Raw genomic sequence first — 22,272 nt, 5'->3', positions numbered from 1 at the left:
TTATGGCGACATACCTTATCGGCGACATTCACGGTTGTTACCGTGAATTACGTGCCTTATTAGAACAAGTTGATTTTCATTCCGGCAAAGATACATTGTGGCTAACGGGCGATTTGGTTGCCCGTGGCCCTGACTCTCTGGCAGTACTTCGTTATATCAAGCAGCTCGGCACAGCAGTTAAACTGGTACTGGGTAATCACGATCTGCATTTGCTGGCGGTTTACGCAAAGATCAGCCGTAATAAGCCGAAAGACTTGCTGGATGAATTACTCTCTGCACCAGATATTGATGAATTGATAAATTGGCTGAGAAAACAGCCAATGTTACAAATCGATGATGAGTTGAAATTGGTCATGGCCCATGCGGGGCTCACCCCACAATGGGATTTAGAAACTGCCAAAACATGCGCCCGTGAAGTGGAAGCCATTCTTCGCAGTGACAGTTACCCTTTATTTCTTAATGAAATGTATGGGGATATGCCAAATAACTGGGCCCCTGAATTAAGTGGCCTTGCCCGGCTGCGTTACAGCACCAATGCACTGACCCGGATGCGTTATTGTTTTCCAAATGGTCAGTTGGATATGATCTGTAAATCTAAGCCCGAAAATGCCCCTGCTCCGTTGAAACCTTGGTTCGAATTACCGCGCAACATTCCTGAAGATTATGCCATTGCGTTTGGTCACTGGGCTGCGCTGGAAGGGCAAGGTGCTCCCGATGGTATTTATGCGCTGGATACGGGCTGCTGTTGGGGAGGTAAGTTGACAATGCTACGTTGGGAAGATAAACAGTATTTCAGTCAGGATTCAATGCTCACAAAATCAAAAGACTGAATTGACGACGCCGGAGTGCCTAAGCACTCCGCACGTAAAATAAAATCACTTTCTGCGTTCTAAGATTTCAAAACAATAGCTGTGTGAATTGTTTTCGTCTTCATCGTGATATTCAGTAAAAACTGAATTCCACTCATCAGGTTCATAATCAGGGAAATGCGTGTCACCGATCACTTCTGCATCAATGTGAGTCAGATACATACGGTTAGCCAGAGGAATAAACTGCTCATAAATTTTTCCTCCTCCCATCACCATAATCTCTTCAACATCACCAGCCGCAGCTAAGGCAGCTTCGATGGAGCTTACCCAAGTGACCCGATCATCGCTTGCAGGTTGACTGCTGATCACGATATTCAGACGTCCCGGCAAAGGACGGCCAATTGATTCATAAGTAACTCGTCCCATCACAACCGGCTTTCCGAGTGTGTTGCGTTTGAACCAGGCTAAATCACCTGGCAGAGTCCACGGCATGGAATTTTCCATACCAATAACTCGATCCATGGCCATCGCAGCAATCAAGCTGATATTCATTAAGTCACCTTACAGGCAAGTAGTATGAAAATTTGGGACACTATACGGAAAGGGTTACGCTCAGTCGATAAAATTAGCAATTTATTCAGAACAAATTGTTAGACTACACTCTAAATGTTAAGCAATTTATAGCGTAATCAACTTCTGGTTAGCAAAAAAGCACTCTCATCGCAGCCCGGCTCAATCGGATGGGGTATCCACCACCGCTTTTCATTGCCATTCTGAGCTGCTGCCATTTCTCAAGGTTATTTATTTCTAAAGGTTACTATTCCTCAATGCGGTTTTTATCCAATGCCGAAGCTGGCAGGGTTAACAATTAGTCGTCCTGCAACTCCACGATCCGCCATTTCCAGTATCTGGCTGTAATACATGAAGGGGAAATTCTCATAAGAGGGCTGCATCATATTGACCAGTAGTTCTGCCCGTTCATCAATCCAGACAGTATCTTTCCAACCATAATCCTGTGGCTCTGGGCGATTGCCATTAAGGCTGATAACTTTAAATCTTACGCCTTCGATATGGAAAGGCTGGGGTGTTGAGGTTGTGATTATCCAACGTTCCCATGCACCTTGCTGGCTAGCTATGTCGGTTCGATGTTCATTCAGCACTGAACCATTAATCCCCTGCGAATAATCTCCCAAAGCTAGCTGCCTGCTTCGGATAGAAGAATTGATTTGTGTATTATCCAGCACGAGCTGAGAAGGTAATTGATCCGTCACCAGTGGGAGCAAACCACTGGCTTTAAGTGTCAATACTGTGGTGGATAACAATTTGGTTGAAGGTTCAAACAACCCTTTCAGACGATCCATCACGCTTGCGGATTCTCCCGCAGTAATAGTGACACTTTCCACTTTCGACATATCAACCAAGACTTCACGACGTTCGCCCGGGGCAAGTGGCAGTTGCTGTATGGCTACAGGCGCAGGCAACAACCCCTGATCAGTGCCAACCATATAGAAAGGACGCCCATCGCTGAGTTCTAATTGAAATCGCCGGGCATTAGAAGCATTCAGCAAACGTAGCCTGACCCAACCTCTGGCAACTTCAACAAAAGGATTTTCAACCCCGTTAACCACTAAAGTATCGCCAAGGAAACCCTGATTAGCTGGCGGGTCATATTGTGGTACGCCAAAATTATCCAGCCGTTTATCCTGCAAAATAACAGGGAAATCATCAACGCCATAATGTTCAGGTAAAGGCAAACCACGGCTGCTTTCGTCCTCCACCAGCCACATTCCGGCCAGACCAGTATAAACATGCCGTGCCATTCGGTGTGGTGTGTTGGCATGATACCAACAGGTAGCCGCAGGTTGATCTATCGGGATAACCGGCGACCAATTTTCACCCGGTGCTATCAAACGGGACGCCCCCCCCATCAGGGTTCCGGGCACCAGTAAACCACCTACCGTCATTGAAACCGGTTCAGACAGACGGTTGCTATATATCAGTTTGACATCGTCTCCTCGACGAACCCGGATAGTCGGCCCCAGATAGTGTCCGTTGATGCCCCAAACATGAACTTTATTCTGACCATTAAATGACCATTTGGCTTTCTGTATGGCTAAAAAGAGAGGTTGTCCGCCTCGGGGTTCCAGTAAGGGGGGAAGTGGCAATTTCGTTTGTTGATTTTTATTGGCTCGAACCGCAAAAGGAAGCGCCCCTAAACACATTGCCAAACCAGATGCCTGAATAAACTGGCGTCGACTCAGTGACATACTTTCTCCACAGCAGGAATAGTATCTACGACAAGAAATAGTATCTACGACAAGCAATAACAAGAATAGCAACCCACAATGATTGCTTATGTAAACGCAAACACTAACTAATGACTAAAAAACTCAAATAATTACTGGGATGAATATCCCGATATTGTGGCTATCAGGATTTATTATTCTATCGATTGCGTTTAATAAAAACATTAAGTTATTAAACGCAATCATATCGCGAATGGGAAATAAATTCTAAAAATATCTTAAATTGATAGCCAAAATCCATCCAAAGTGTGGGGAAATATATTTGACGATTTCGGCCATTTTATCGTCATCTGAAATTATCCTCGCTTATTCAGCGCCTCAACTTCTTTATCCAATTCTTCAATTTTAGATTGCATCATTTGCCGACAATGCCCCGCCAATTCACGAACCTGTTCTTTGGTATATTTCGTGGTATCAATCGGAGGTAACATTTCGACAATCACAGTGCCATTATTCCAACGATTCAGTTTTATTTTATCGTGTGTTGAAGAAACACACACTGGCACGATAGGTACACCTGCTGCAATGGCGGCATGAAAGGCCCCTGTTTTAAACGGCAATAATCCGCGACCGCGACTGCGCGTTCCTTCCGGGAACATCCAGACAGAAACCTGTTTTTTGGTAATTTGGTCAACAACCTGTGAGATTGTACCGTGTGCTTTTGTGCGGTTTTCTCTGTCGATCAAAATATTGCCTGTCAACCAATAAAGCTGACCAAAAAACGGAATAAAAACCAGGCTTTTCTTGCCCACAGTGACGGTACGTGGCTGCACTGCATTAGACATGGTAACCATGTCGTAATTGTTTTGATGATTAGCGATATAAATGCTAGGCCCGTATTTCTGAGCTTCTGCTGGAATACGTTCCACTAGTTTAATACCAAATATTTTATGCAGTTTGCCAAACGCATGGCCGAAAGTCATCACATGACGTGGATTGCGCGGACTGAATAAACAGTAGATACAACCAAAAATAAAGATCAGGATTGTAAACAGAATAACAATAATTCCACGAATGATTGCTAGCATAACGGCCTCTTGCAGAGCAGGCCAGTATCATACTGGCCCGCAATTATGATTTTTGTTGTTACTTAACTTATTGGTTAGGCGTTTCTACTTCAACACGTTCCACGCGCTGTAATCCACGAGGCAGTGAAGTTCCCTTACGCCCTCTTTCTGCCCTGAATTTCTGTAAGTCCTCTGGGCGGAGTTGCAATTTACGCTTACCAAAGTAGAGCGTAATGGTGGATTGTGGAGGCAGCACCAGCAACCAACTCAGCATATCTTCCCCTGATGCGGCCTGAGCTGCGGGAATAGACACAATCTTGTTGCCCTTGCCTTTGGAAAGCTGAGGAAGATCCGCTACAGGAAACATTAACACGCGACCTGCTTTGGTTATCGCCAGCAGCATATCATCCTGCTCGTTGTTAATTTCCAACGGCAACATCACCTTGGCGTTCTCAGGCAGGGTAATCAACGCCTTACCTGCGCGGTTCTTAGCAATCAGGTCACTGAAAGTACAGATAAAACCATAACCTGCATCTGATGCCATCAGGAGTTTCTGTTCTTCTTTCGCCATCAGAAGATGCTCAACGGATGCTCCAGCCGGCAATGCCAATTTCCCCGTCAACGGTTCACCCTGGCCTCTGGCTGATGGCAAATCCAACGGATCTATAGAGTAACTACGCCCGGTGTTATCAATAAAGACCACAGGTTGGTTACTTTTACCACGTACTGCACTGCGGAAGCTGTCACCAGACTTATAATTCAAGCCGGCCGGATCAATTTCATGCCCTTTCGCACTGCGCACCCAGCCCATTTCAGACATAACAACCGTAATGGGCTCAGATGGCAGGATGTCATGATCGCTCATGGCTTTCGCTTCCATGCGCTCTTTCAACGGGGAGCGGCGAACATCACCGTAGCTTTCAGCATCGGCAATAATCTCTTTTTTCAGCAAGGTATTTAATTTACGTTCGGAACCCAAAATCGCCTGAAGTTTGTCACGCTCTTTCGCTAATTCATCCTGCTCGCCACGAATTTTGACTTCTTCCAATTTCGCCAAGTGACGCAATTTCAGCTCCAGAATTGCTTCGGCCTGCGTTTCGGTTAATTCAAAACGCTGCATCAGCACTGGCTTTGGTTCATCTTCATTGCGAATCATGTGGATGACTTCGTCAATGTTAAGATAAGCCGCTAACAACCCTTCCAGAATATGTAAACGTTTAAGGACTTTTTCCAAGCGGTGATTCAGACGGTTACGCACTGTTTCACGACGGAAAACCAGCCACTCACTGAGGATCTCAACCAAGCCTTTAACCGCAGGACGGTTATCCAAACCGATCATATTGAGGTTAACGCGATAGCTTTTTTCCAGATCAGTCGTCGCAAACAGATGGTTCATGACTTGTTCGACATCAACACGATTCGTGCGTGGAACAATCACCAAGCGGGTTGGGTTTTCGTGATCAGATTCATCGCGTAGATCATCCACCATTGGCAGTTTTTTCGCCCGCATTTGGCTAGCGATCTGCTCCAAAATTTTCGCACCGGACACTTGGTGTGGCAGGGCAGTAATGACAACGTTGCCCTCTTCTTTCGACCAAACCGCCCGCATACGCACCGAACCACGGCCATTTTTGTAGATCTTGCGAATATCTTCTTTTGACGTGATGATCTCGGCTTCGGTGGGATAATCCGGCCCCTTGACATACTCCATTGCCTCATCAAGCGATAGATCAGGCTTATCCAGCATGGCAATCAGCGCATTCGCCACTTCACGGGCATTATGCGGTGGAATATCCGTAGCCATACCAACGGCAATGCCGGTAGTACCGTTCAACAGAATATTAGGCAGGCGTGCAGGCAACATTTTCGGCTCCTGCAATGTGCCATCAAAGTTTGGCACCCAATCCACCGTGCCTTGCCCCAACTCACTCAGCAGCAATTCAGCATATTTGGACAACCGGGATTCGGTATAACGCATCGCCGCAAAAGATTTCGGATCATCCGGGGCACCCCAGTTACCTTGCCCATCAACCAGCGGATAACGGTATGAGAAAGGCTGAGCCATCAGAACCATAGCTTCATAACATGCACCATCCCCATGCGGATGGTATTTACCCAGCACGTCACCCACAGTACGGGCAGATTTTTTAAATTTGGCGCTGCTGCTCAGCCCCAGTTCTGACATCGCATAGACAATACGGCGCTGAACAGGTTTTAAACCATCACCGATAAAAGGCAACGCCCTGTCCATGATGACGTACATGGAGTAGTTCAAATAGGCGTTTTCAGTGAATGTGTGAAGCGGCTGGCGCTCCACACCATCGTGAGTTATCTCACTCATGTATTAATTTCCTCAGAATCTGTATTGACTATCTATTGCGCTATATCTCAATGCGCTAAACTTCAATATCGATGGAATCACCCTTCTCTTGCAGCCAGTTGCGGCGATCTTCTGAGCGCTTTTTCGCCAGAAGCATATCCATGACTGAAAGGGTTTCCTGATAATTATCATCGTCGATAGTCAACTGCACCAGACGGCGAGTGTTGGGATCTAACGTGGTTTCGCGCAACTGCATTGGGTTCATTTCACCCAAGCCTTTAAAGCGCTGGACATTCGGCTTACCCCGTTTGCGACTCAAGCGATCGAGTATGGCGCTCTTTTCCCCTTCATCCAGCGCATAATGCACTTCTTTGCCGAGGTCGATACGGTACAGTGGCGGCATTGCCATATAGACATGTCCACGTTTTACCAGCGTCGGAAAGTGGCGGACAAATAGGGCACACAGCAGGGTGGCAATGTGCAATCCATCCGAATCTGCATCCGCCAGTATGCAGACTTTACCGTAGCGAAGCTGGCTTAAATCGTCACTATCTGGATCGATACCAATCGCAACAGAAATATCATGCACTTCCTGCGAAGCCAGTACTTCATCGGAAGAAACTTCCCATGTATTCAGGATCTTTCCACGCAGCGGCATAATTGCCTGAAATTCACGATCGCGGGCTTGTTTAGCAGAGCCGCCGGCCGAATCCCCTTCCACCAGAAACAGCTCCGTGATACTGAGATCCTGAGCGGTACAATCTGCTAATTTACCCGGCAATGCAGGGCCGTTGGTCAGCTTTTTACGTACAACTTTCTTCGCCGCACGCATTCTGCGTTGCGCACTGGCAATCGCCATTTCAGCCAGTTGTTCTGCTTCCTGAATATGCTGGTTCAACCACAGGCTGAACGCATCTTTCACCACACCAGAAACGAAAGCCGCAGACTGACGCGAAGAGAGGCGTTCTTTGGTTTGCCCTGCAAATTGCGGATCTTGCATTTTTAGGGATAACACGTAAGCACAGCGATCCCAGATATCATCAGCCGAGAGTTTAACGCCACGTGGCAGAATGTTGCGGAATTCACAAAACTCACGCATGGCATCAAGCAAACCTTGGCGTAAGCCATTAACGTGGGTTCCCCCCTGTACTGTCGGGATCAGGTTGACGTAACTTTCTGCCAGTAATTCTCCGCCTTCCGGCAACCAAAGCAATGCCCAGTCAACCGCTTCAGTATCCCCGCGGAGTGTGCCTACAAAAGGTGCTTGTGGCAACGTGACCAACCCATTAACGGCTTCCAGCAGATAATCTGTCAGCCCGTCGGCATAACACCATTTCTGCTCTGTATCGCTCAATTTGTCCTTAAAGACAATTTCAACACCCGGACACAATACCGCCTTGGCTTTCAGCAAATGTGTCAAACGAGTCGCAGAAAAACGGGGGATATCGAAATAGCTTTCATCCGGCCAGAAGTGAACACTGGTTCCGGTGTTGCGCTTACCGCAACTGCCGATAACGTCCAGCTCTTGTACTTTTTCGCCATGTTCAAAAGCGATCTGATGAACCTGACTGTTGCGACGAACCGTGACCTCTACCCGTTTGGACAGGGCATTGACCACCGAGATCCCAACACCATGCAAACCACCAGAAAACTGGTAATTTTTATTGGAAAATTTTCCCCCCGCATGCAGGCGGGTGAGGATCAATTCAACAGCAGAAACTTTTTCTTCAGGATGGATATCAACCGGCATACCACGGCCATCATCTATCACTTCCAGAGACTGATCGCTGTGAAGGATTACTTCAATATGCTTCGCGTGACCAGCCAGAGCTTCGTCCACACTGTTATCGATCACTTCCTGTGCCAGATGGTTCGGGCGGGCTGTATCGGTATACATGCCGGGACGACGACGAACTGGCTCCAGGCCACTGAGGACTTCAATGGCCTCTGCGTTGTAACTAGATTGAGTCATGTTGTAATTCTGTCGGTTGCTTCGTTATTAGAGGGCCAATCAGTATTGATATACTGTTGATAATACCAGTCGCTTACCTATTTTTGGCAATTTTTTTACTATTGCCACTGGTCAGACCCAAGAAATTGATGATTTGAGGGAAATAGTATTCGAGGCCAACAAAAGCATGATTCCCACCAGATTCAACCGTTTGCCGGCACTGCATCAGGTAAGCAACGGCCTGACGGTAGTCGAGCACTTCATCCCCGGTTTGCTGCAATAACCAGATAAGATCGGGCGATTCCAGCGGGTCAATGTGCATCACTTTGAGATCATGTATGTGGCTTTGTTCGAGAGTATACCGCTCTTCGGTATAGGGATTCACGTTTTCCCCGAGATAATCCTGAAGCAAATCGAATGGGCGTACCGCAGGGTTAACGACCACGGCAGGCAATCCAAAACACTGGGAAAGCCAGATAGCCAGATAGCCGCCAAGGGAAGAGCCCACCAGACCGATATTTTCACCGGCGCGCTCCATCACCAGTTCCTCCAGCAAGGTCGCCGTCTCTTCAGGATAAGGCGGTAATTGCGGCGTCAGCATCTCAATTTCAGGATGCTGCTGGTGCAACCATGTTTTCAGCGCATTGGCTTTCGCTGATTGGGGTGAGCTATTGAAACCATGTAGATAAAGTAACGTTGACATTAATACCCGTCCGAATCTAAATCCGGGCAAAACTCGTTACTCTTAAGCCTGTGAACCTGTGTTTGCAAACTTGCTTCTTTGTTGCCAGCCACAGACAGTTCGAGGTAACGCCATCCCGGAGCCACTGTATCAAGCATAAAATTAGTACAATGCGGCTTAAATTGCACACAGGTTGATGGTGTTGCCATAACACGAATGCCATTCCACATTTCATCAACGTCCTGATGGATATGCCCGCACAGTATGGCTTTCACTTGTGTTCTGCCTTTCAAAAACTCTGATAATTCAGGGGCATTACGCAAGCTGTGCTGATCCAACCATGTACACCCAGAAGGAATGGGATGATGGTGCAACATGACAATGGTATGGCGCTCACTGTGCTTATCCAGACATTTATTCATCCATTCGAGCTGATAATCCGTCAATTCTCCATGAGGAACGCCCTGCACCTGACTATCCAACATAATCAATTGCCAATGCTGGCCGATAAATATCTGCTTGGAAGGCGAAATCCCTGCTGCTGCCAACGTATCAACCATCGCCGGCTGATAATCATGATTACCGGGCAGCCAAACACAAGGCGCAGGCAAACGGGCAATCCCCTCAGCAAAATGCTGATAGGCATTGATTGTCTGATCCTGAACCAAATCACCTGTCGCAACGATCAAATCAATATCAAGATTCTGCTCAAGGATCTTATCCAACACAGCATGATAGCTACGATAAGTATTGATTCCCAGCAGTGAATCGCCTTTATTGGCGAAAAGATGCGTATCAGTGATTTGCAGTATTCTGGCTGTGGCGCCTTCTGCCACAGGTATTTCAAGCAGGCTTTCCAAATGGTTTCCTTTTCCTGTCGATCATAAGGATTATTCTAGCGTGTCTTTATGTAAAAGATCTGCTGACTGGGGCACACTTCCCGTTTTCCAGCATAAATTAGGAATTATTCCCCCAACCAATCTCTCTTCAGTTTTTCATGGTGCAACGCAAGCCACTGTATTGCAATAACCGAAGCGGCATTATCAATAATCCCCTCTTCCACCCACTGGTAAGCCTGTTCACGGCTGGCAACCAGAACGCGAATGTCTTCATGCTCACCTTCCAGACCATGAACGCCTGACGCAGTAGAAGCATCCACTTCACCAACAAAGATGTGCATGCGCTCTGTTGTACCGCCAGGGCTGGAAAGATAACTCAACGCAGGTTGACAGCGCTTAACGTCAATACCTGCCTCTTCCACTGCCTCACGGCGCACGACCTGTTCAGCCTCTTCGCCCTCTTCGATCATGCCGGCAATCACTTCCAGCAACCACGGTGTATCACTGGTTTCAACCGCAGGGATGCGGATTTGTTCAATCAAAACGACTTCATCGCGTACCGGATCATAAGGCAGTAAAACCCCCGCATGACCGCGTTCAAAAACCTCGCGTTTAACGGTTTCGCTCCAACCACCCCGGAACAGGCGATGCCTGAATTGATACTCCGTCATGGTAAAAAAACCGCGATAGAGCGTTTTTTGGGAAATAACTTCAACATCTTGTTTTGTAAAAGTGCGTGACGGGGAAAGATCTTCTTTCATAAAGGCTCCTGATTATTTTTAAAATTTCCTATTATTAAAAGGTATTTTTCTACATTGTCTAAATAAATTCATTTTGATGATACAAACAAGTTGAAAAATGAGGCAATATGGCACAAACAGCCACCCTGCCTTATTGGTATTTTCTGCTAGAATCTGTGGTATTTAGTTTTGATGCAGAGGCAACTTAAGCAAAATAGCTGCACAACAAGGAACGCAAATGAAAAAATTGCTCTCTCTTTTTATTGCTATGAATCTGGTAGGTTTTAGTACTTCAAGCCATGCTGCGGATTTACTCCAGATTTATCAGCAGGCAAAAGAAACAAACCCGGAATTGCTTAAGGCACAAGCTGATCGCAATTCAGTAGTTGAAAAGATTAATGAAACGCGTAGTACTTTATTGCCTCAGTTGGGGCTGAGTGCGGGTGTTGATTACAACAAAAGTTTTCGAGTTCCAAAAGATAAACAATCAGAAGGTCGTAGTAGCAGCGCTAAACTGCAATTGACCCAAACCATCTTTAACATGGCGAAATGGAATCAGCTAAATCAATCTGAGAAACGTGCTGGTATTGCCGATATCGATTACCAAACAGCTCAACAAAAATTAATTCTGGAGACCGCCAAAGCTTATTTTGACGTTCTGAATAGTATTGATGCCTTGACATATAGAGAAGCCCAGAAAGCCTCACTATATCGTCAGTTGGATCAAACTACCCAACGTTTTAATGTCGGTCTGGTTGCCATTACTGACGTACAGAATGCCCGCGCCCAGTATGATTCAATTCGAGCACAAGAGGTTTCTGATCGTAACACTCTGGACAATGCGTTGGAAAAACTACGCATGATTACCGGTACTTACTATCCACAACTGGCTTCATTGAATATTGATCAATTTAAAACTAAACAGCCAGAGTCTGCTGATAAAGTGCTAAAAGAAGCAGAAGCCAGTAACCTGAGCCTGCTGTCAGCGCGTTTAAAACAAGATCTAAGCCGCGAACAGATCAAGGAATCACAGACAGGCTATATGCCAACTGTTGAATTAACTGCATCTACAGGCATCAGCAACAGTCATACCCGTGGCGCTCAATACGAAAATACCTACAACGGGAATAACTCTGTTGGAGTATCCTTAAGCCTCCCCTTATTCAGTGGTGGAGCTACCTATTCTCAAGTAGAACAAGCAAAATATAATTTCGTCAGTGCCAGCCAGAACTTGGAAAACACTTATCGCCAAGTCACACAAGAAGTGCATTCCTCTACCAACAATATTTCTGCGGCGATCAGTAGTGTTGACGCCAACAAGCAGGCGGTACTTTCTGCACAAAGCTCATTGGATTCAATGGAAGCCGGTTATCAGGTAGGAACCCGTACTATCGTTGATGTGCTGGAATCGACAACCAAACTTTATCAAGCCAAACAGAATCTGTCTAAGGCACGCTACGATTACCTGCTTTCCCAATTAGGTAACCAACTGGCTCGTGGCACTTTGAATGAAAATGATTTGATAGAGCTGAACAAAATGTTAGGCACGCAAATCTCAACCTCTGCCAGCAATATCATTAAAGAGATGGAAACACCATCAATTCGCTGATTTAATATTCTATCGTTTTACATTAAAAAACGTTATATTAAAGACGCTATACTAAAGAAAGCAGCCCGCCGATTGTGTGGGCTGCTTTTTAAGCATATCCCAGAGAGCCAATCCCCTGGATATCCTACGTGGGACACGCTCTTAATCAGATACCTTTAAGATGGATGCCCCCTATGACAATTATTCCTTTAACACCCAGGAAACGGACAAAAGAGATAAACCGCGATTCTTTCCGCAAAACGTGGCGAAGCTATCGTCTGACACCTGTAGCGCTCGCTGTCAGTGCTGTTTTCATGCTTTCTGCCTGTGAACAAAATGATGAAACGGTGTCACTCTATACCAATGCCGATGAGTGCTCTCAGGCGAATCCTTCTCAAAGTGAACAATGTAAGACTGCTTACAATAATGCCTTGAAAGAAGCGGAAAAAACCGCACCGAAATATGCCTCTCGTGAAGAGTGTGTGGCTGAATTCGGTGAACAGCAATGTACTCAAACCCCTGCTCAGGCAGGCATCGGTCAAACTCAGGCTGAGGCACAAAGCAACAGTGGCAGTTTCTGGATGCCGTTGATGGCGGGTTACATGATGGGTCGCTTAATGGGCGGCAGCTCTGCACCATCACAACCGCTGTTTACCTCAAAATCAGCTTCCAGCCCGGCTAACGGCAAGTTTGTTGATGCGACAGGTAAAAGCTATGGCCCTGCTACCGCAGGTGGTCGCAGCATGACGGTGCCAAAAACCGCGATGGCCCCAAAACCCGCCACCACAACCACGATTACCCGCGGTGGATTCGGTGAATCTGTGGCGAAACAATCAGCCATGCAGCGTTCGTCTGCCAGCTCAAGTTCCAGTTCTTCCCGTTCTATGGGTGGTTAATTAAAGATGAAACGCATTGGTATTACCGAGCGCCCGGATTGGCGCGAAAAGGCTGAAGAATATGGCTTTAACTTTCATACTATGTATGGTCAGCCTTACTGGAGTGAAGATGCTTATTACCAGTTCACTCTGAACCAGATTGAAGACATTGAAGATGCGACAGCAGAACTGCACCAAATGTGTTTGCAGGTCGTGGAAAAAGTGGTCAACAGCGAAGAGCTGCTGACAAAATTTCAGATCCCAAAACACTGCTGGGAGTTTATCCGCTCTTCATGGGTAACCAGCCAACCTTCACTCTATTCCCGTCTGGATTTAGCCTATGATGGCAAAAATCCGCCCAAGTTACTGGAAAACAACGCCGATACCCCGACGTCTCTGTATGAATCCGCTTTCTTTCAGTGGATCTGGCTGGAAGACCAGATCAATGCCGGTAACCTGTCGTCAGATGCAGATCAGTTCAACAGCCTGCAAGAAAAGTTGATTGATCGTTTTGTGCAGTTACGTGAAAAACATGGATTTGGCCTGCTGCATATGGCCTGCTGTCAGGATACTGAGGAAGATCGTGGCACCATCCAATATTTACAGGACTGTGCTGCGGAAGCCGGTATTCCAACCGAATTCCTGTTTATTGAAGATATCGGGCTGGGTGAAAAAGGGCAGTTTACTGACTTACAGGATCAAGTGATCGGCAATCTGTTTAAACTGTATCCGTGGGAATTTATGTTGCGTGAGATGTTCTCCACCAAACTGGCTGATGCGGGTGTGCGTTGGCTGGAACCGGCATGGAAAAGTATTATCTCCAACAAAGCATTATTGCCAATGCTGTGGAAAATGTTCCCGAATCATCCTAATCTGCTGCCTGCTTATTTTGCGGATGAACGCCCTACAGATATGGATAGCTATGTTATTAAGCCACTGTTTTCCCGTGAAGGTGCTAATATTCGTATCATCGAAAATGGACGGGAAATAGCCAGTGCCGATGGCCCCTATGGGGAAGAAGGCATGATCGTTCAGCAATTTCATTCATTGCCAAAATTTGGCGATAGCTATGTGTTGGTGGGGAGTTGGTTGGTGGATGATCAATCGGCGGGTATCTGTATCCGTGAAGATCGAGAGTTAATAACTCAAGATCTGTCACGTTTCTACCCGCATATTATTTTGGATTAATTCAATTATCCAATCTGAATAGACAACATACTCAAGGAGCCGTCTTCAATACCCTCAACCGGGATTGAAATCGGCTCTTTTTTATCCCATGTCCCCATCACATACAGCAACGGCAGGAAGTGTTCTGGTGTTGGATTAGATAGCTGACCATCTTCCCTATCCAAAGCACTAACCAAAGGATGAGGTTCTTCAAAGCTGGTTAAGCTCTCACGCACAAACTGCTCAAAAGAGAGTGCCCATGGGAAAGGCTCTGCCCCCGATACCGCGGCCGGCAAATTATGTACAACATTACCACTTCCCATAATTAAGACGCCTTCATCACGAAGCAGGGCTAATTTTTTGCCTATTTCGTAATAAAAAGACGCAGGCTGAGTGCGATCCATGCTCAATTGGACAACGGGAATATCTGCATCAGGATACATTTTAGCCAATATTCCCCAAGAGCCATGATCCAATCCCCAGTCTTTAAAATCAGTCTCGACTTCAATCGGCTCCAGAATATCTTGTACCAATACAGCGAATTCAGGATACCCTTTGGCCGGATACTGTTTCTCATGTAACTCTCTGGGAAAATTACCAAAATCGTGGATCGTTCTGGGCTGAGCCATGGCTGTCACTGCTGTACCTTCCGTATACCAGTGAGCAGAAATCACAAGAATCGCTCTTGGTCTGGGCAATTTTTTCCCCAGCTCAAACCAAGCGCGTGAATAGCAGTTATCTTCAATGGCATTCATTGGGCTACCATGACCAATGAACAATGCAGGCATTCTCAGGAGACTCATTCTCGCCCCTTATACAGCAAATTAAACATTTAGAATAATGGATTGTGCGTTATGGTAAAAAGACTATGACAAGATTAAGACTTTTCTTCCCTGAATACAGTCAATCAAAAATGATGGAGTGTTTCAAAAATACTGAAAGGCCACAGAAGATGGGCTGTAGCCTTTCATACGTGCATGCGATATTTTTCCCCATCTTTCAAGTTACTGTGACACCGCACAGTAACTCAAAATCTGTTGAGTATAACCGATATACTCTATTTGATTTGTTTTCCATCCACTATTTTCTATCCATATAAGGAAAACAATATCTCTTACACATCATGATGAATTGGTGTCTTAAAGTAACCTAATTAGGGAGGCTATTAACTCGCCGCCTTTGCTATTTTTAAGCGATAGTCCACCAAATCTTCGATAGTGACTACCGGCATACCATGCAGTTTTGCGAATTCAATCACTTCAGGTGCACGGGCCATTGAACCATCGTCGTTTGTCAATTCACACAGTACTCCCGCAGGCCTGAAACCGGCCAATTTAACCAAATCAATGGTGGCTTCAGTATGACCACGGCGAGTCAATACGCCTCCCGGTTGCGCCCGCAAAGGAAAAACATGTCCAGGCCGATTTAGATCGTTTGGTTGAGCACCGTCTGCAATGGCGGCTTGGATCGTGGTGATGCGATCTGCCGCAGACACGCCGGTGGTTACCCCCTGTGCGGCTTCAATGGTGACAGTGAAAGCTGTCTGGTACTGACTGGAATTATTTTCGACCATCATGGGCAAATTTAGCTGCTGACGGCGTTCTTCGGTCAGGCAAAGGCAAACAATTCCACTGCCATGACGGATGGTTAATGCCATTTGCTCTACCGTCATTGTTTCGGCAACGAAAATCATATCGCCTTCATTTTCACGATTTTCATCATCCAATACCATCACACCCTGACCCGCACGCAAAGCAACAAGCGCACGTTCAACACGTTCAAATGGCGTCCCATATGAGGAAAGTAGCGTCTGATTCATGGTAAAGAAACCTCTTTAAATGTATGGATTACCAGAATCAGGGCAATTTTGAGGAGTTCATGCTGCACAAAAATACGGCAACAAAAACAACAGACGAGCGCAAGCACTCGATTGATGCTGTTATTCTCTCCCATCCGGACTATCACCGTCGGCTCCAGAATCACACTGGATCTGCTGACCTCTGTTTTATTTCGTTACGGACAACAACAAACAGAGCGCTCGCGGGCTTCATAAAATTATCATTCGATCATTTCATGTTACCGCCGGTAGGGACTTTCACCCTGCCCTGAGATAAACAATTTCACTATAGCGCTAATAATCTGTAGGGGCAATCTACAAAATCAAATATGAAACCTGGCTCGCAATCATTTATGCTTTCATCATCAAGTATTAGAATACTGCCAACACAATTATGCCTAAAAGGATGATCATCATGCTTGATCCAAAGAAAATTGAACAAATTGCCCGCCAAATCCACAATGCAATGCCAAAAGGTGTCAAAGAGTTTGGTGACGACGTAGAAAAAAAATTACGTACCGTTCTGCAATCTCAACTGAGCAAGCTGGATCTTGTCAACCGTGAAGAGTTTGATGTCCAAACACAAGTTCTTCTGCGTACACGTGAAAAGTTGGTTGCGCTGGAACAACGCCTGACTGAATTGGAAGCCCGTCTGGAAGGTTCAGACAAAAAAACCGAGCAGGCTGAATAATGGTGAGAGGAGAATAGCTATCGTAGCTTCGTTCTCCTCCATCGTTTCCCTTTATTTTTAACATAAAAAATCATCTTATATTTTTCTCTATACATTTCACTCGAATAATATCTCTGTCATTTTGATTTGAGTCTTTCATACACGCCTTATATTTATCTCCATAATCTTTGAATTCCGCCCTTGCTACAGATAATGGTTTTTTTAATAAGTCTTCAATGAAACCGACGCTTCCCACTTCAAAATGTTGGTAATCTATAGGCGTATCCCAATATCCTCCCCACCGCATAAAACCATTCGACAGAAAGATATCAATGACTTTTTCTGCCATCCCTTCTCTGACCTCTTTTCCCGGTCTCTTTTCTATTCTATTGAGATATTTTTCTGCACCCGCTTCGGGTAAAACATAGGGAACACCAGATTGATTAAAGCCTAAGAATGGGTTCTGCACGGGATTAATATCTATAGCGGCACCATACGCATGCTTTGACCATGACGAAGCCCCTGTTATTTTCCTTCCATTAAATGCCGATGAATTATTATCGCGCATAGAGGCTTGATCATCACCATTATAGTGTTCCATGGGTAATGCCTTATGTATCGGAAAATTGGCTAACAACAATTCGTTAAAAATATTCTCAACCTGCGGTGAAAATATATCAAGCACCACTATTTCACCCGTATTTTCATTTCCGGAAAGATCAATGTATTTAAAATTAACGACATTTAATCGGTGACAAGGAATGGGATTATTTTCTGTTATCACACCAGATAATTCCATTTTCTGGCAATCTTTCTGTGTGATTGAAGATATTTTCGCTGAAACATAAACAGGAAACAACATAAAAAATAAGAAAGTAAATTTAAATAGTCTCATAAACCAATCACGAATAATAAATTAAACAATTTATTATCATAATTATTATTTTACCCAAGTAAATTATTCATTTTTGTATTATCGAAAGAAAAAATGATAAGTAACTTAAGAAATAAAAGATATATGCCGTTATGCTCACAAACAAGCATAACGGATACAATGCCAAACTTACTGGCGCTGAATGGTTTTAATGATATTGGTTGTTGAAATACCATCTTCGAAGTTCAATACCTTAACTTCGCCACCAGCCGCCCAAACTTCTTCGCTACCGGCGATCTCTTCTGGTTTGTAATCACCACCTTTGACCAAAATATCCGGCAGGATACCAGCAATTAAACGCTGAGGTGTGTCTTCTTCGAACTCCACAACCCAATCCACGGATTCCAGTGCCGATAACACAATCATACGCTGTTCCAGTGGGTTGACCGGGCGAGTTTCCCCTTTCAGTCGCTTGGTGGAAGCATCGCTATTAACGGCAACAATCAAACGATCACCTAATTTGCGCGCATTGGACAGGTAAGAAACATGTCCGGCGTGAAGGATATCAAAACAGCCGTTAGTCATCACAATACGTTCGCCGCGCTGACGAGCCTGTGCAACCACCTCTTTCAGTTGAGCTTCGCTCATTATGCCAAACCCGGTTTCTGCACGTCCACGCACGGCGTTTTCCAGTTCGACAGGCGAAACAGTAGAAGTTCCCAACTTGCCAACCACAACACCTGCCGCCGCATTGGCAAGGTAACAAGCTTCATTCAGCGGCTTGCCAGCAGCAAGAGCCGTTGCCAATACCCCAATTACGGTATCGCCCGCACCCGTGACATCAAAAACTTCCTGTGCCTGAGTTGGCAAATGCAGAGGTGTCTGCCCGACTCGCAGCAAGCTCATACCACGCTCAGAACGTGTGATCAGCAACGCTTTCAGTTCCAGATCCTGTACCAGTTGCGTGCCTTTCTGTACCAGATCATCATCGTCTTTACAGTGCCCTACAACCGCTTCAAACTCTGACATATTTGGCGTGAGCAATGTTGCACCACGATAACGCTCAAAATCGCTGCCTTTCGGATCGATAAGCACAGGAACGTCGGCTTCGTTGGCAAGCTTAATCATTGCCTGAACTTGGTTCAGCGCTCCCTTTGCATAATCCGACAGAACCAACGCCCCGATATGTGGCAAAAATTGTCGAATTTTCTCCAGCATCGGCTGAGCATCTACGTTCTGGAAACCTTCTTCAAAATCCAGACGAAGCAATTGCTGGTTACGTGACAAAACACGCAATTTTGTGATAGTTGGATGCGTTGGAACAGGAACAAAATCGCATTGGACTTTCACACTACTGAGTTTTTCGTTCAATGCCCTTGCTGCATCATCAACACCCGTCAACCCGACCAGACGTGAATTGGCCCCCAGTGACGCAATATTCATGGCGACGTTCGCCGCGCCACCAGGACGCTCTTCAATCGTTTCCACTTTAACCACGGGAACCGGTGCTTCCGGTGAAATGCGGCTGGTTGGGCCATACCAATAGCGGTCTAACATAACATCACCGACAACTAAAACACCTGCGCGGTGAAAATCAGGGAGTGTTACTTTCATCCCATGCTCCAAATATCAAAATAAACTGTGGTGGATATTACCATAACCCATCTGAATGCCAGTAAGATCAACAGCAAAACCGACAATTTCAACAATTATCTGCTAGCCACTTCTGCCAGCTATCACGCACCAATGTCTGCTGCTGGCTAAAATGGTCAGATGAAACCCGGCTGGGTAGTGTCTGCAAGGCAAGGTGGTGGAGTTCATCACGCATGGTGATATAAGCCTGCGTCAATGCCATCGCTTCCTGCTCATCCATAATATTATGATTCGCCATTAATTCGAAAATTCGCACATTATCAGACCAACGGGTCAATTTGGCATTTTCCGGCGCATAGCGCAGCACCTGATACTGGGCAATAAACTCAATATCCGTGATCCCGCCCGGATCAGCCTTGATATCAAATTGATCTTGTTGCTGACTGCCTAAATGCCGGTGCATTTTTTCCCGCATTTCACGCACTTGCTGGCGCAGAAACGCAGGGTCGCGAGGAATACATAATGTTTCACGACGAATGCGCTCAAAGTCACTACGCATTTTCTCATCGCCAAAAACCATACGCGCCCGAATCAACGCTTGGTGTTCCCAAGTCCACGCTTCATTTTTCTGGTAGTCATCAAAAGCCTCAAGCGTGCTGACCAACATTCCTGATTCACCGGATGGACGCAAACGGGCATCAACGTCATATAATATTCCCGACGCTGTTCGAGTACTGAACAGATGAATGATGCGTTGAGCAAGGCGCAAATAAAACTGACGGGCATCAATAGAGCGTGCACCGTCGGTCACGACCCCCATTGGGCAATCCAACAGGAAAACCAGATCTAAATCGGAACCATAACCCAGCTCCCAGCCCCCCAATTTGCCATAACCGATAATGGCAAATCCTAGCCCCCCTTGCCGGGATAAATGAACAGGAGTGCCGTAGCGCTTGACCATCTGGTTCCACGCCTGCTGCACAACAGCACCAATAATGGCTTCTGCCAGATAAGTCAGGTGATCACTCACTTTCATCACCGGCAAAGCACCTACAATGTCTTCTGCTGCAATCCGCAATAACTGGGCCTGCTTAAATTGACGTAATGCTTCCAGCAATTGCTCTTCATCATCTTCAGGGATACGCAGCAAATATTGATAAAGTTCATCGCGATAGGCTTCCATCGGCAACGGCTGATACAGCGATTTGGGATCGAGCAACTCATCCAGCAGCAAGGGGTGACGGGTAAGCTGGCTGGCAATCATCGGGGAAGCGGCACACAAGCGAATCACGTGAACCATGACTTGCTCTGATTCCAACATCAGTTCCAGATAAGTCGTTCGGCTGACGATACTGAGTAACAGCGGGATAATCCGCTCCAAAACGGTATTAGCATCCTCCCGCACACCAATTTTTGCCAACAAACGTGGCATCAGTTGGTCAAGTACATCTCGTCCCCTTGGGCCGATCGTGCGTTTACTGACGTCCTGACGAAAAAGTGCGATTACATCCAGCATTTTCCGGGCTTCTGCTGCATCAAGATGAGGGATCAATGTGATGAGTTCGTCCCTGTTCAAAGCCTCCTGCCATAAACTTTTAAATGGCACATGGTTAGCTTCCTCACCATTCTCTTCGCTTTCATCGCCTATCAACAGCTGGAAAATACCTCGCACGGCATACATTTTGCGTTCTGTTTCTGCCATCAACGCATCCCAATCCGGAAAACCCATTCCCCAGGATAAACGAGCGCGATCCAATATATTATCCGGCAAGGTTTGTGTTTGTTGATCGCGGATCGATTGCAGCAGGTTTTCCAGCCGACGCAAGAACAGATAACTTTCTTCGAGCTGCCTTACCTGTTCCGGTGGCAGTAACGCCAGGTTTTCGATGGACTTCAATGTTGGCAATAATGAACGGGATTGCAGACTCGGCTCCCTTCCGCCACGAATAAGCTGAAAAACCTGAGTGATAAATTCGATTTCCCGGATCCCGCCCGCGCCTAATTTAATATTGTCTTTTAATCCACGACGGCGAACTTCCCGCTCAATCATGCCCTTCATATTCCGCAAGGACTGGATCACGCTAAAATCGATATAGCGACGGAAGACAAAAGGACGCAACATCTGACGCAATTCCTGTGAATAAGCCTGCTCATCATGCCCCAAAATACGTGCTTTCACCAACGCGTAACGCTCCCAGTCACGCCCTTGTTCCTGATAATAGTCTTCCAGAGCAGGGAAACTGAATACCAAAGGCCCACTGTCACCAAACGGACGCAGCCTCATGTCCACACGATAAACAAATCCATCTGCGGTTTGTTGATCCAACACCTTAATTAGCTTCTGCCCCATGCGAGTAAAAAACTGGGAGTTATCCATTTCACGGCGTCCGCCTTGGGTGACGCCATTTGCCGGATAAGCAAAAATAAGGTCGATATCAGAGGAAAAATTGAGTTCTCCGCCGCCCAATTTACCCATTCCCAGAATTAACAACGGTTGTGCCACGCCATCACTATTGGTCGGCGTTCCCCAATCCTGACAGCAACGCAGGTAAAGCCAATCACGAGCGGCGACAATCAGGGTTTCAGCCAGCATACTTAACTGCTGTAAAGTCTGTTCTGTCGTGCTGCTCTGCAAAGCCTGTGACCATGCAGTCCTGACCAACATCCGATGACGGAACAGGCGCAAAACCCGCATCAATCCATTTTCATCATTTGCCGTAGACAATGCGTGTGCTAACCAGTGGGAATAACATTGCCATTCATCCGGTTGCGGCGGATTCTGGCGGATATCCTCCAGCCATGCGGGGTGAGAAAGTAAATTTTCTGCCACAAAATCACTTAATGACAGGACAGCCTGTTCATGAAGTGAAAAAGGCGCGACGGTTCCCTCTAATGGCTGGAAATTCGCGATGACACGCTGTAATTGCTGAGCTAAAGGTGATGAAAATGGCAACATGACTGGGTTTCCCTTGATTACCGTTTATTACCGCTTATTACCAACATGCTAATCATGA

General features: G+C 46.1%; 18 protein-coding genes and 1 riboswitch. Of the genes, 5 read left to right on the top strand and 13 right to left on the bottom strand.

Annotation, left to right across the window (positions count from 1 at the left end):
• The first annotated feature begins 2 nt into the window (after positions 1-2).
• On the top strand, positions 3-830 hold the full coding sequence (apaH, locus tag Xmir_RS08635; protein ID WP_099113984.1) for a bis(5'-nucleosyl)-tetraphosphatase (symmetrical) ApaH: 828 nt from the start codon (positions 3-5) through the stop codon (positions 828-830).
• Between the two features lie 45 nt (positions 831-875).
• Here apaH and folA read toward each other — a convergent pair whose 3' ends face one another.
• The 8 genes from folA to nudF form a co-directional block, all read right to left on the bottom strand.
• Positions 876-1,361 (bottom strand): type 3 dihydrofolate reductase, encoded by a 486-nt coding sequence (gene folA / locus Xmir_RS08630; RefSeq protein WP_099113983.1) that lies wholly within the window; start codon positions 1,359-1,361, stop codon positions 876-878.
• A 284-nt stretch (positions 1,362-1,645) separates the two neighbouring features.
• The gene (gene ftsP / locus Xmir_RS08625; RefSeq protein WP_099113982.1) at positions 1,646-3,076 is read right to left on the bottom strand and encodes a cell division protein FtsP; all 1,431 of its coding nucleotides are present in this window, start codon (positions 3,074-3,076) and stop codon (positions 1,646-1,648) included.
• Positions 3,077-3,411: 335 nt separating this feature from the next.
• Entirely contained in the window at positions 3,412-4,143 is a 732-nt protein-coding gene (locus Xmir_RS08620; protein WP_099113981.1) for a 1-acylglycerol-3-phosphate O-acyltransferase, read from the bottom strand.
• Between the two features lie 67 nt (positions 4,144-4,210).
• Complete coding sequence (gene parC, locus Xmir_RS08615; protein WP_099113980.1) at positions 4,211-6,463, bottom strand: DNA topoisomerase IV subunit A; 2,253 nt, start codon at positions 6,461-6,463, stop codon at positions 4,211-4,213.
• 55 nt (positions 6,464-6,518) lie between these two features.
• The gene (parE, locus tag Xmir_RS08610) at positions 6,519-8,414 is read right to left on the bottom strand and encodes a DNA topoisomerase IV subunit B (protein WP_099113979.1); all 1,896 of its coding nucleotides are present in this window, start codon (positions 8,412-8,414) and stop codon (positions 6,519-6,521) included.
• Positions 8,415-8,487: 73 nt separating this feature from the next.
• Positions 8,488-9,096: an esterase YqiA gene (yqiA, locus tag Xmir_RS08605; protein WP_099113978.1), complete on the bottom strand. Its 609-nt coding sequence runs from the start codon at positions 9,094-9,096 to the stop codon at positions 8,488-8,490.
• Positions 9,096-9,935, bottom strand: a complete 840-nt coding sequence (cpdA, locus tag Xmir_RS08600; RefSeq protein ID WP_099113977.1) for a 3',5'-cyclic-AMP phosphodiesterase — start codon at positions 9,933-9,935, stop codon at positions 9,096-9,098. The genes yqiA and cpdA overlap by 1 nt, the downstream gene beginning before the upstream one ends.
• A 104-nt stretch (positions 9,936-10,039) precedes the next feature.
• Complete coding sequence (gene nudF, locus Xmir_RS08595) at positions 10,040-10,675, bottom strand: ADP-ribose diphosphatase (protein WP_099113976.1); 636 nt, start codon at positions 10,673-10,675, stop codon at positions 10,040-10,042.
• A 217-nt stretch (positions 10,676-10,892) separates the two neighbouring features.
• Here nudF and tolC point away from each other — a divergent pair, with 217 nt between their 5' ends.
• The 3 genes from tolC (at position 10,893) to Xmir_RS08580 (ending at position 14,305) form a co-directional block, all read left to right on the top strand.
• Positions 10,893-12,263, top strand: a complete 1,371-nt coding sequence (tolC, locus tag Xmir_RS08590; protein ID WP_099113975.1) for an outer membrane channel protein TolC — start codon at positions 10,893-10,895, stop codon at positions 12,261-12,263.
• A 173-nt stretch (positions 12,264-12,436) separates the two neighbouring features.
• Positions 12,437-13,138, top strand: a complete 702-nt coding sequence (locus Xmir_RS08585) for a DUF1190 family protein (protein ID WP_099113974.1) — start codon at positions 12,437-12,439, stop codon at positions 13,136-13,138.
• 6 nt (positions 13,139-13,144) lie between these two features.
• Positions 13,145-14,305: a glutathionylspermidine synthase family protein gene (locus tag Xmir_RS08580; protein WP_099113973.1), complete on the top strand. Its 1,161-nt coding sequence runs from the start codon at positions 13,145-13,147 to the stop codon at positions 14,303-14,305.
• A 5-nt stretch (positions 14,306-14,310) separates the two neighbouring features.
• On the opposite strand, the gene ygiD is transcribed toward Xmir_RS08580, so the two are convergent.
• Both ygiD and ribB read right to left on the bottom strand, forming a co-directional pair.
• The gene (gene ygiD / locus Xmir_RS08575) at positions 14,311-15,087 is read right to left on the bottom strand and encodes a 4,5-DOPA-extradiol-dioxygenase (protein ID WP_099113972.1); all 777 of its coding nucleotides are present in this window, start codon (positions 15,085-15,087) and stop codon (positions 14,311-14,313) included.
• A gap of 362 nt (positions 15,088-15,449) precedes the next feature.
• Positions 15,450-16,103, bottom strand: coding sequence for a 3,4-dihydroxy-2-butanone-4-phosphate synthase (gene ribB, locus Xmir_RS08570; protein WP_099113971.1), 654 nt, complete (start codon positions 16,101-16,103; stop codon positions 15,450-15,452).
• 118 nt (positions 16,104-16,221) lie between these two features.
• Positions 16,222-16,401, bottom strand: a riboswitch (FMN riboswitch).
• 135 nt (positions 16,402-16,536) lie between these two features.
• Here ribB and ubiK point away from each other — a divergent pair.
• Positions 16,537-16,812 (top strand): ubiquinone biosynthesis accessory factor UbiK, encoded by a 276-nt coding sequence (gene ubiK, locus Xmir_RS08565; RefSeq protein ID WP_099113970.1) that lies wholly within the window; start codon positions 16,537-16,539, stop codon positions 16,810-16,812.
• Between the two features lie 70 nt (positions 16,813-16,882).
• Here ubiK and Xmir_RS08560 read toward each other — a convergent pair whose 3' ends face one another.
• The 3 genes from Xmir_RS08560 to glnE form a co-directional block, all read right to left on the bottom strand.
• Positions 16,883-17,686, bottom strand: a complete 804-nt coding sequence (locus tag Xmir_RS08560; protein WP_099113969.1) for a M15 family metallopeptidase — start codon at positions 17,684-17,686, stop codon at positions 16,883-16,885.
• A 168-nt stretch (positions 17,687-17,854) separates the two neighbouring features.
• Entirely contained in the window at positions 17,855-19,279 is a 1,425-nt protein-coding gene (gene hldE / locus Xmir_RS08555; protein ID WP_099113968.1) for a bifunctional D-glycero-beta-D-manno-heptose-7-phosphate kinase/D-glycero-beta-D-manno-heptose 1-phosphate adenylyltransferase HldE, read from the bottom strand.
• Between the two features lie 88 nt (positions 19,280-19,367).
• Complete coding sequence (gene glnE, locus Xmir_RS08550; protein ID WP_099113967.1) at positions 19,368-22,214, bottom strand: bifunctional [glutamate--ammonia ligase]-adenylyl-L-tyrosine phosphorylase/[glutamate--ammonia-ligase] adenylyltransferase; 2,847 nt, start codon at positions 22,212-22,214, stop codon at positions 19,368-19,370.
• Between the last annotated feature and the right edge of the window lie 58 nt (positions 22,215-22,272).

It is taken from the genome of Xenorhabdus miraniensis (assembly GCF_002632615.1).
This window is presented reverse-complemented; position numbering and strand designations above follow the sequence as displayed.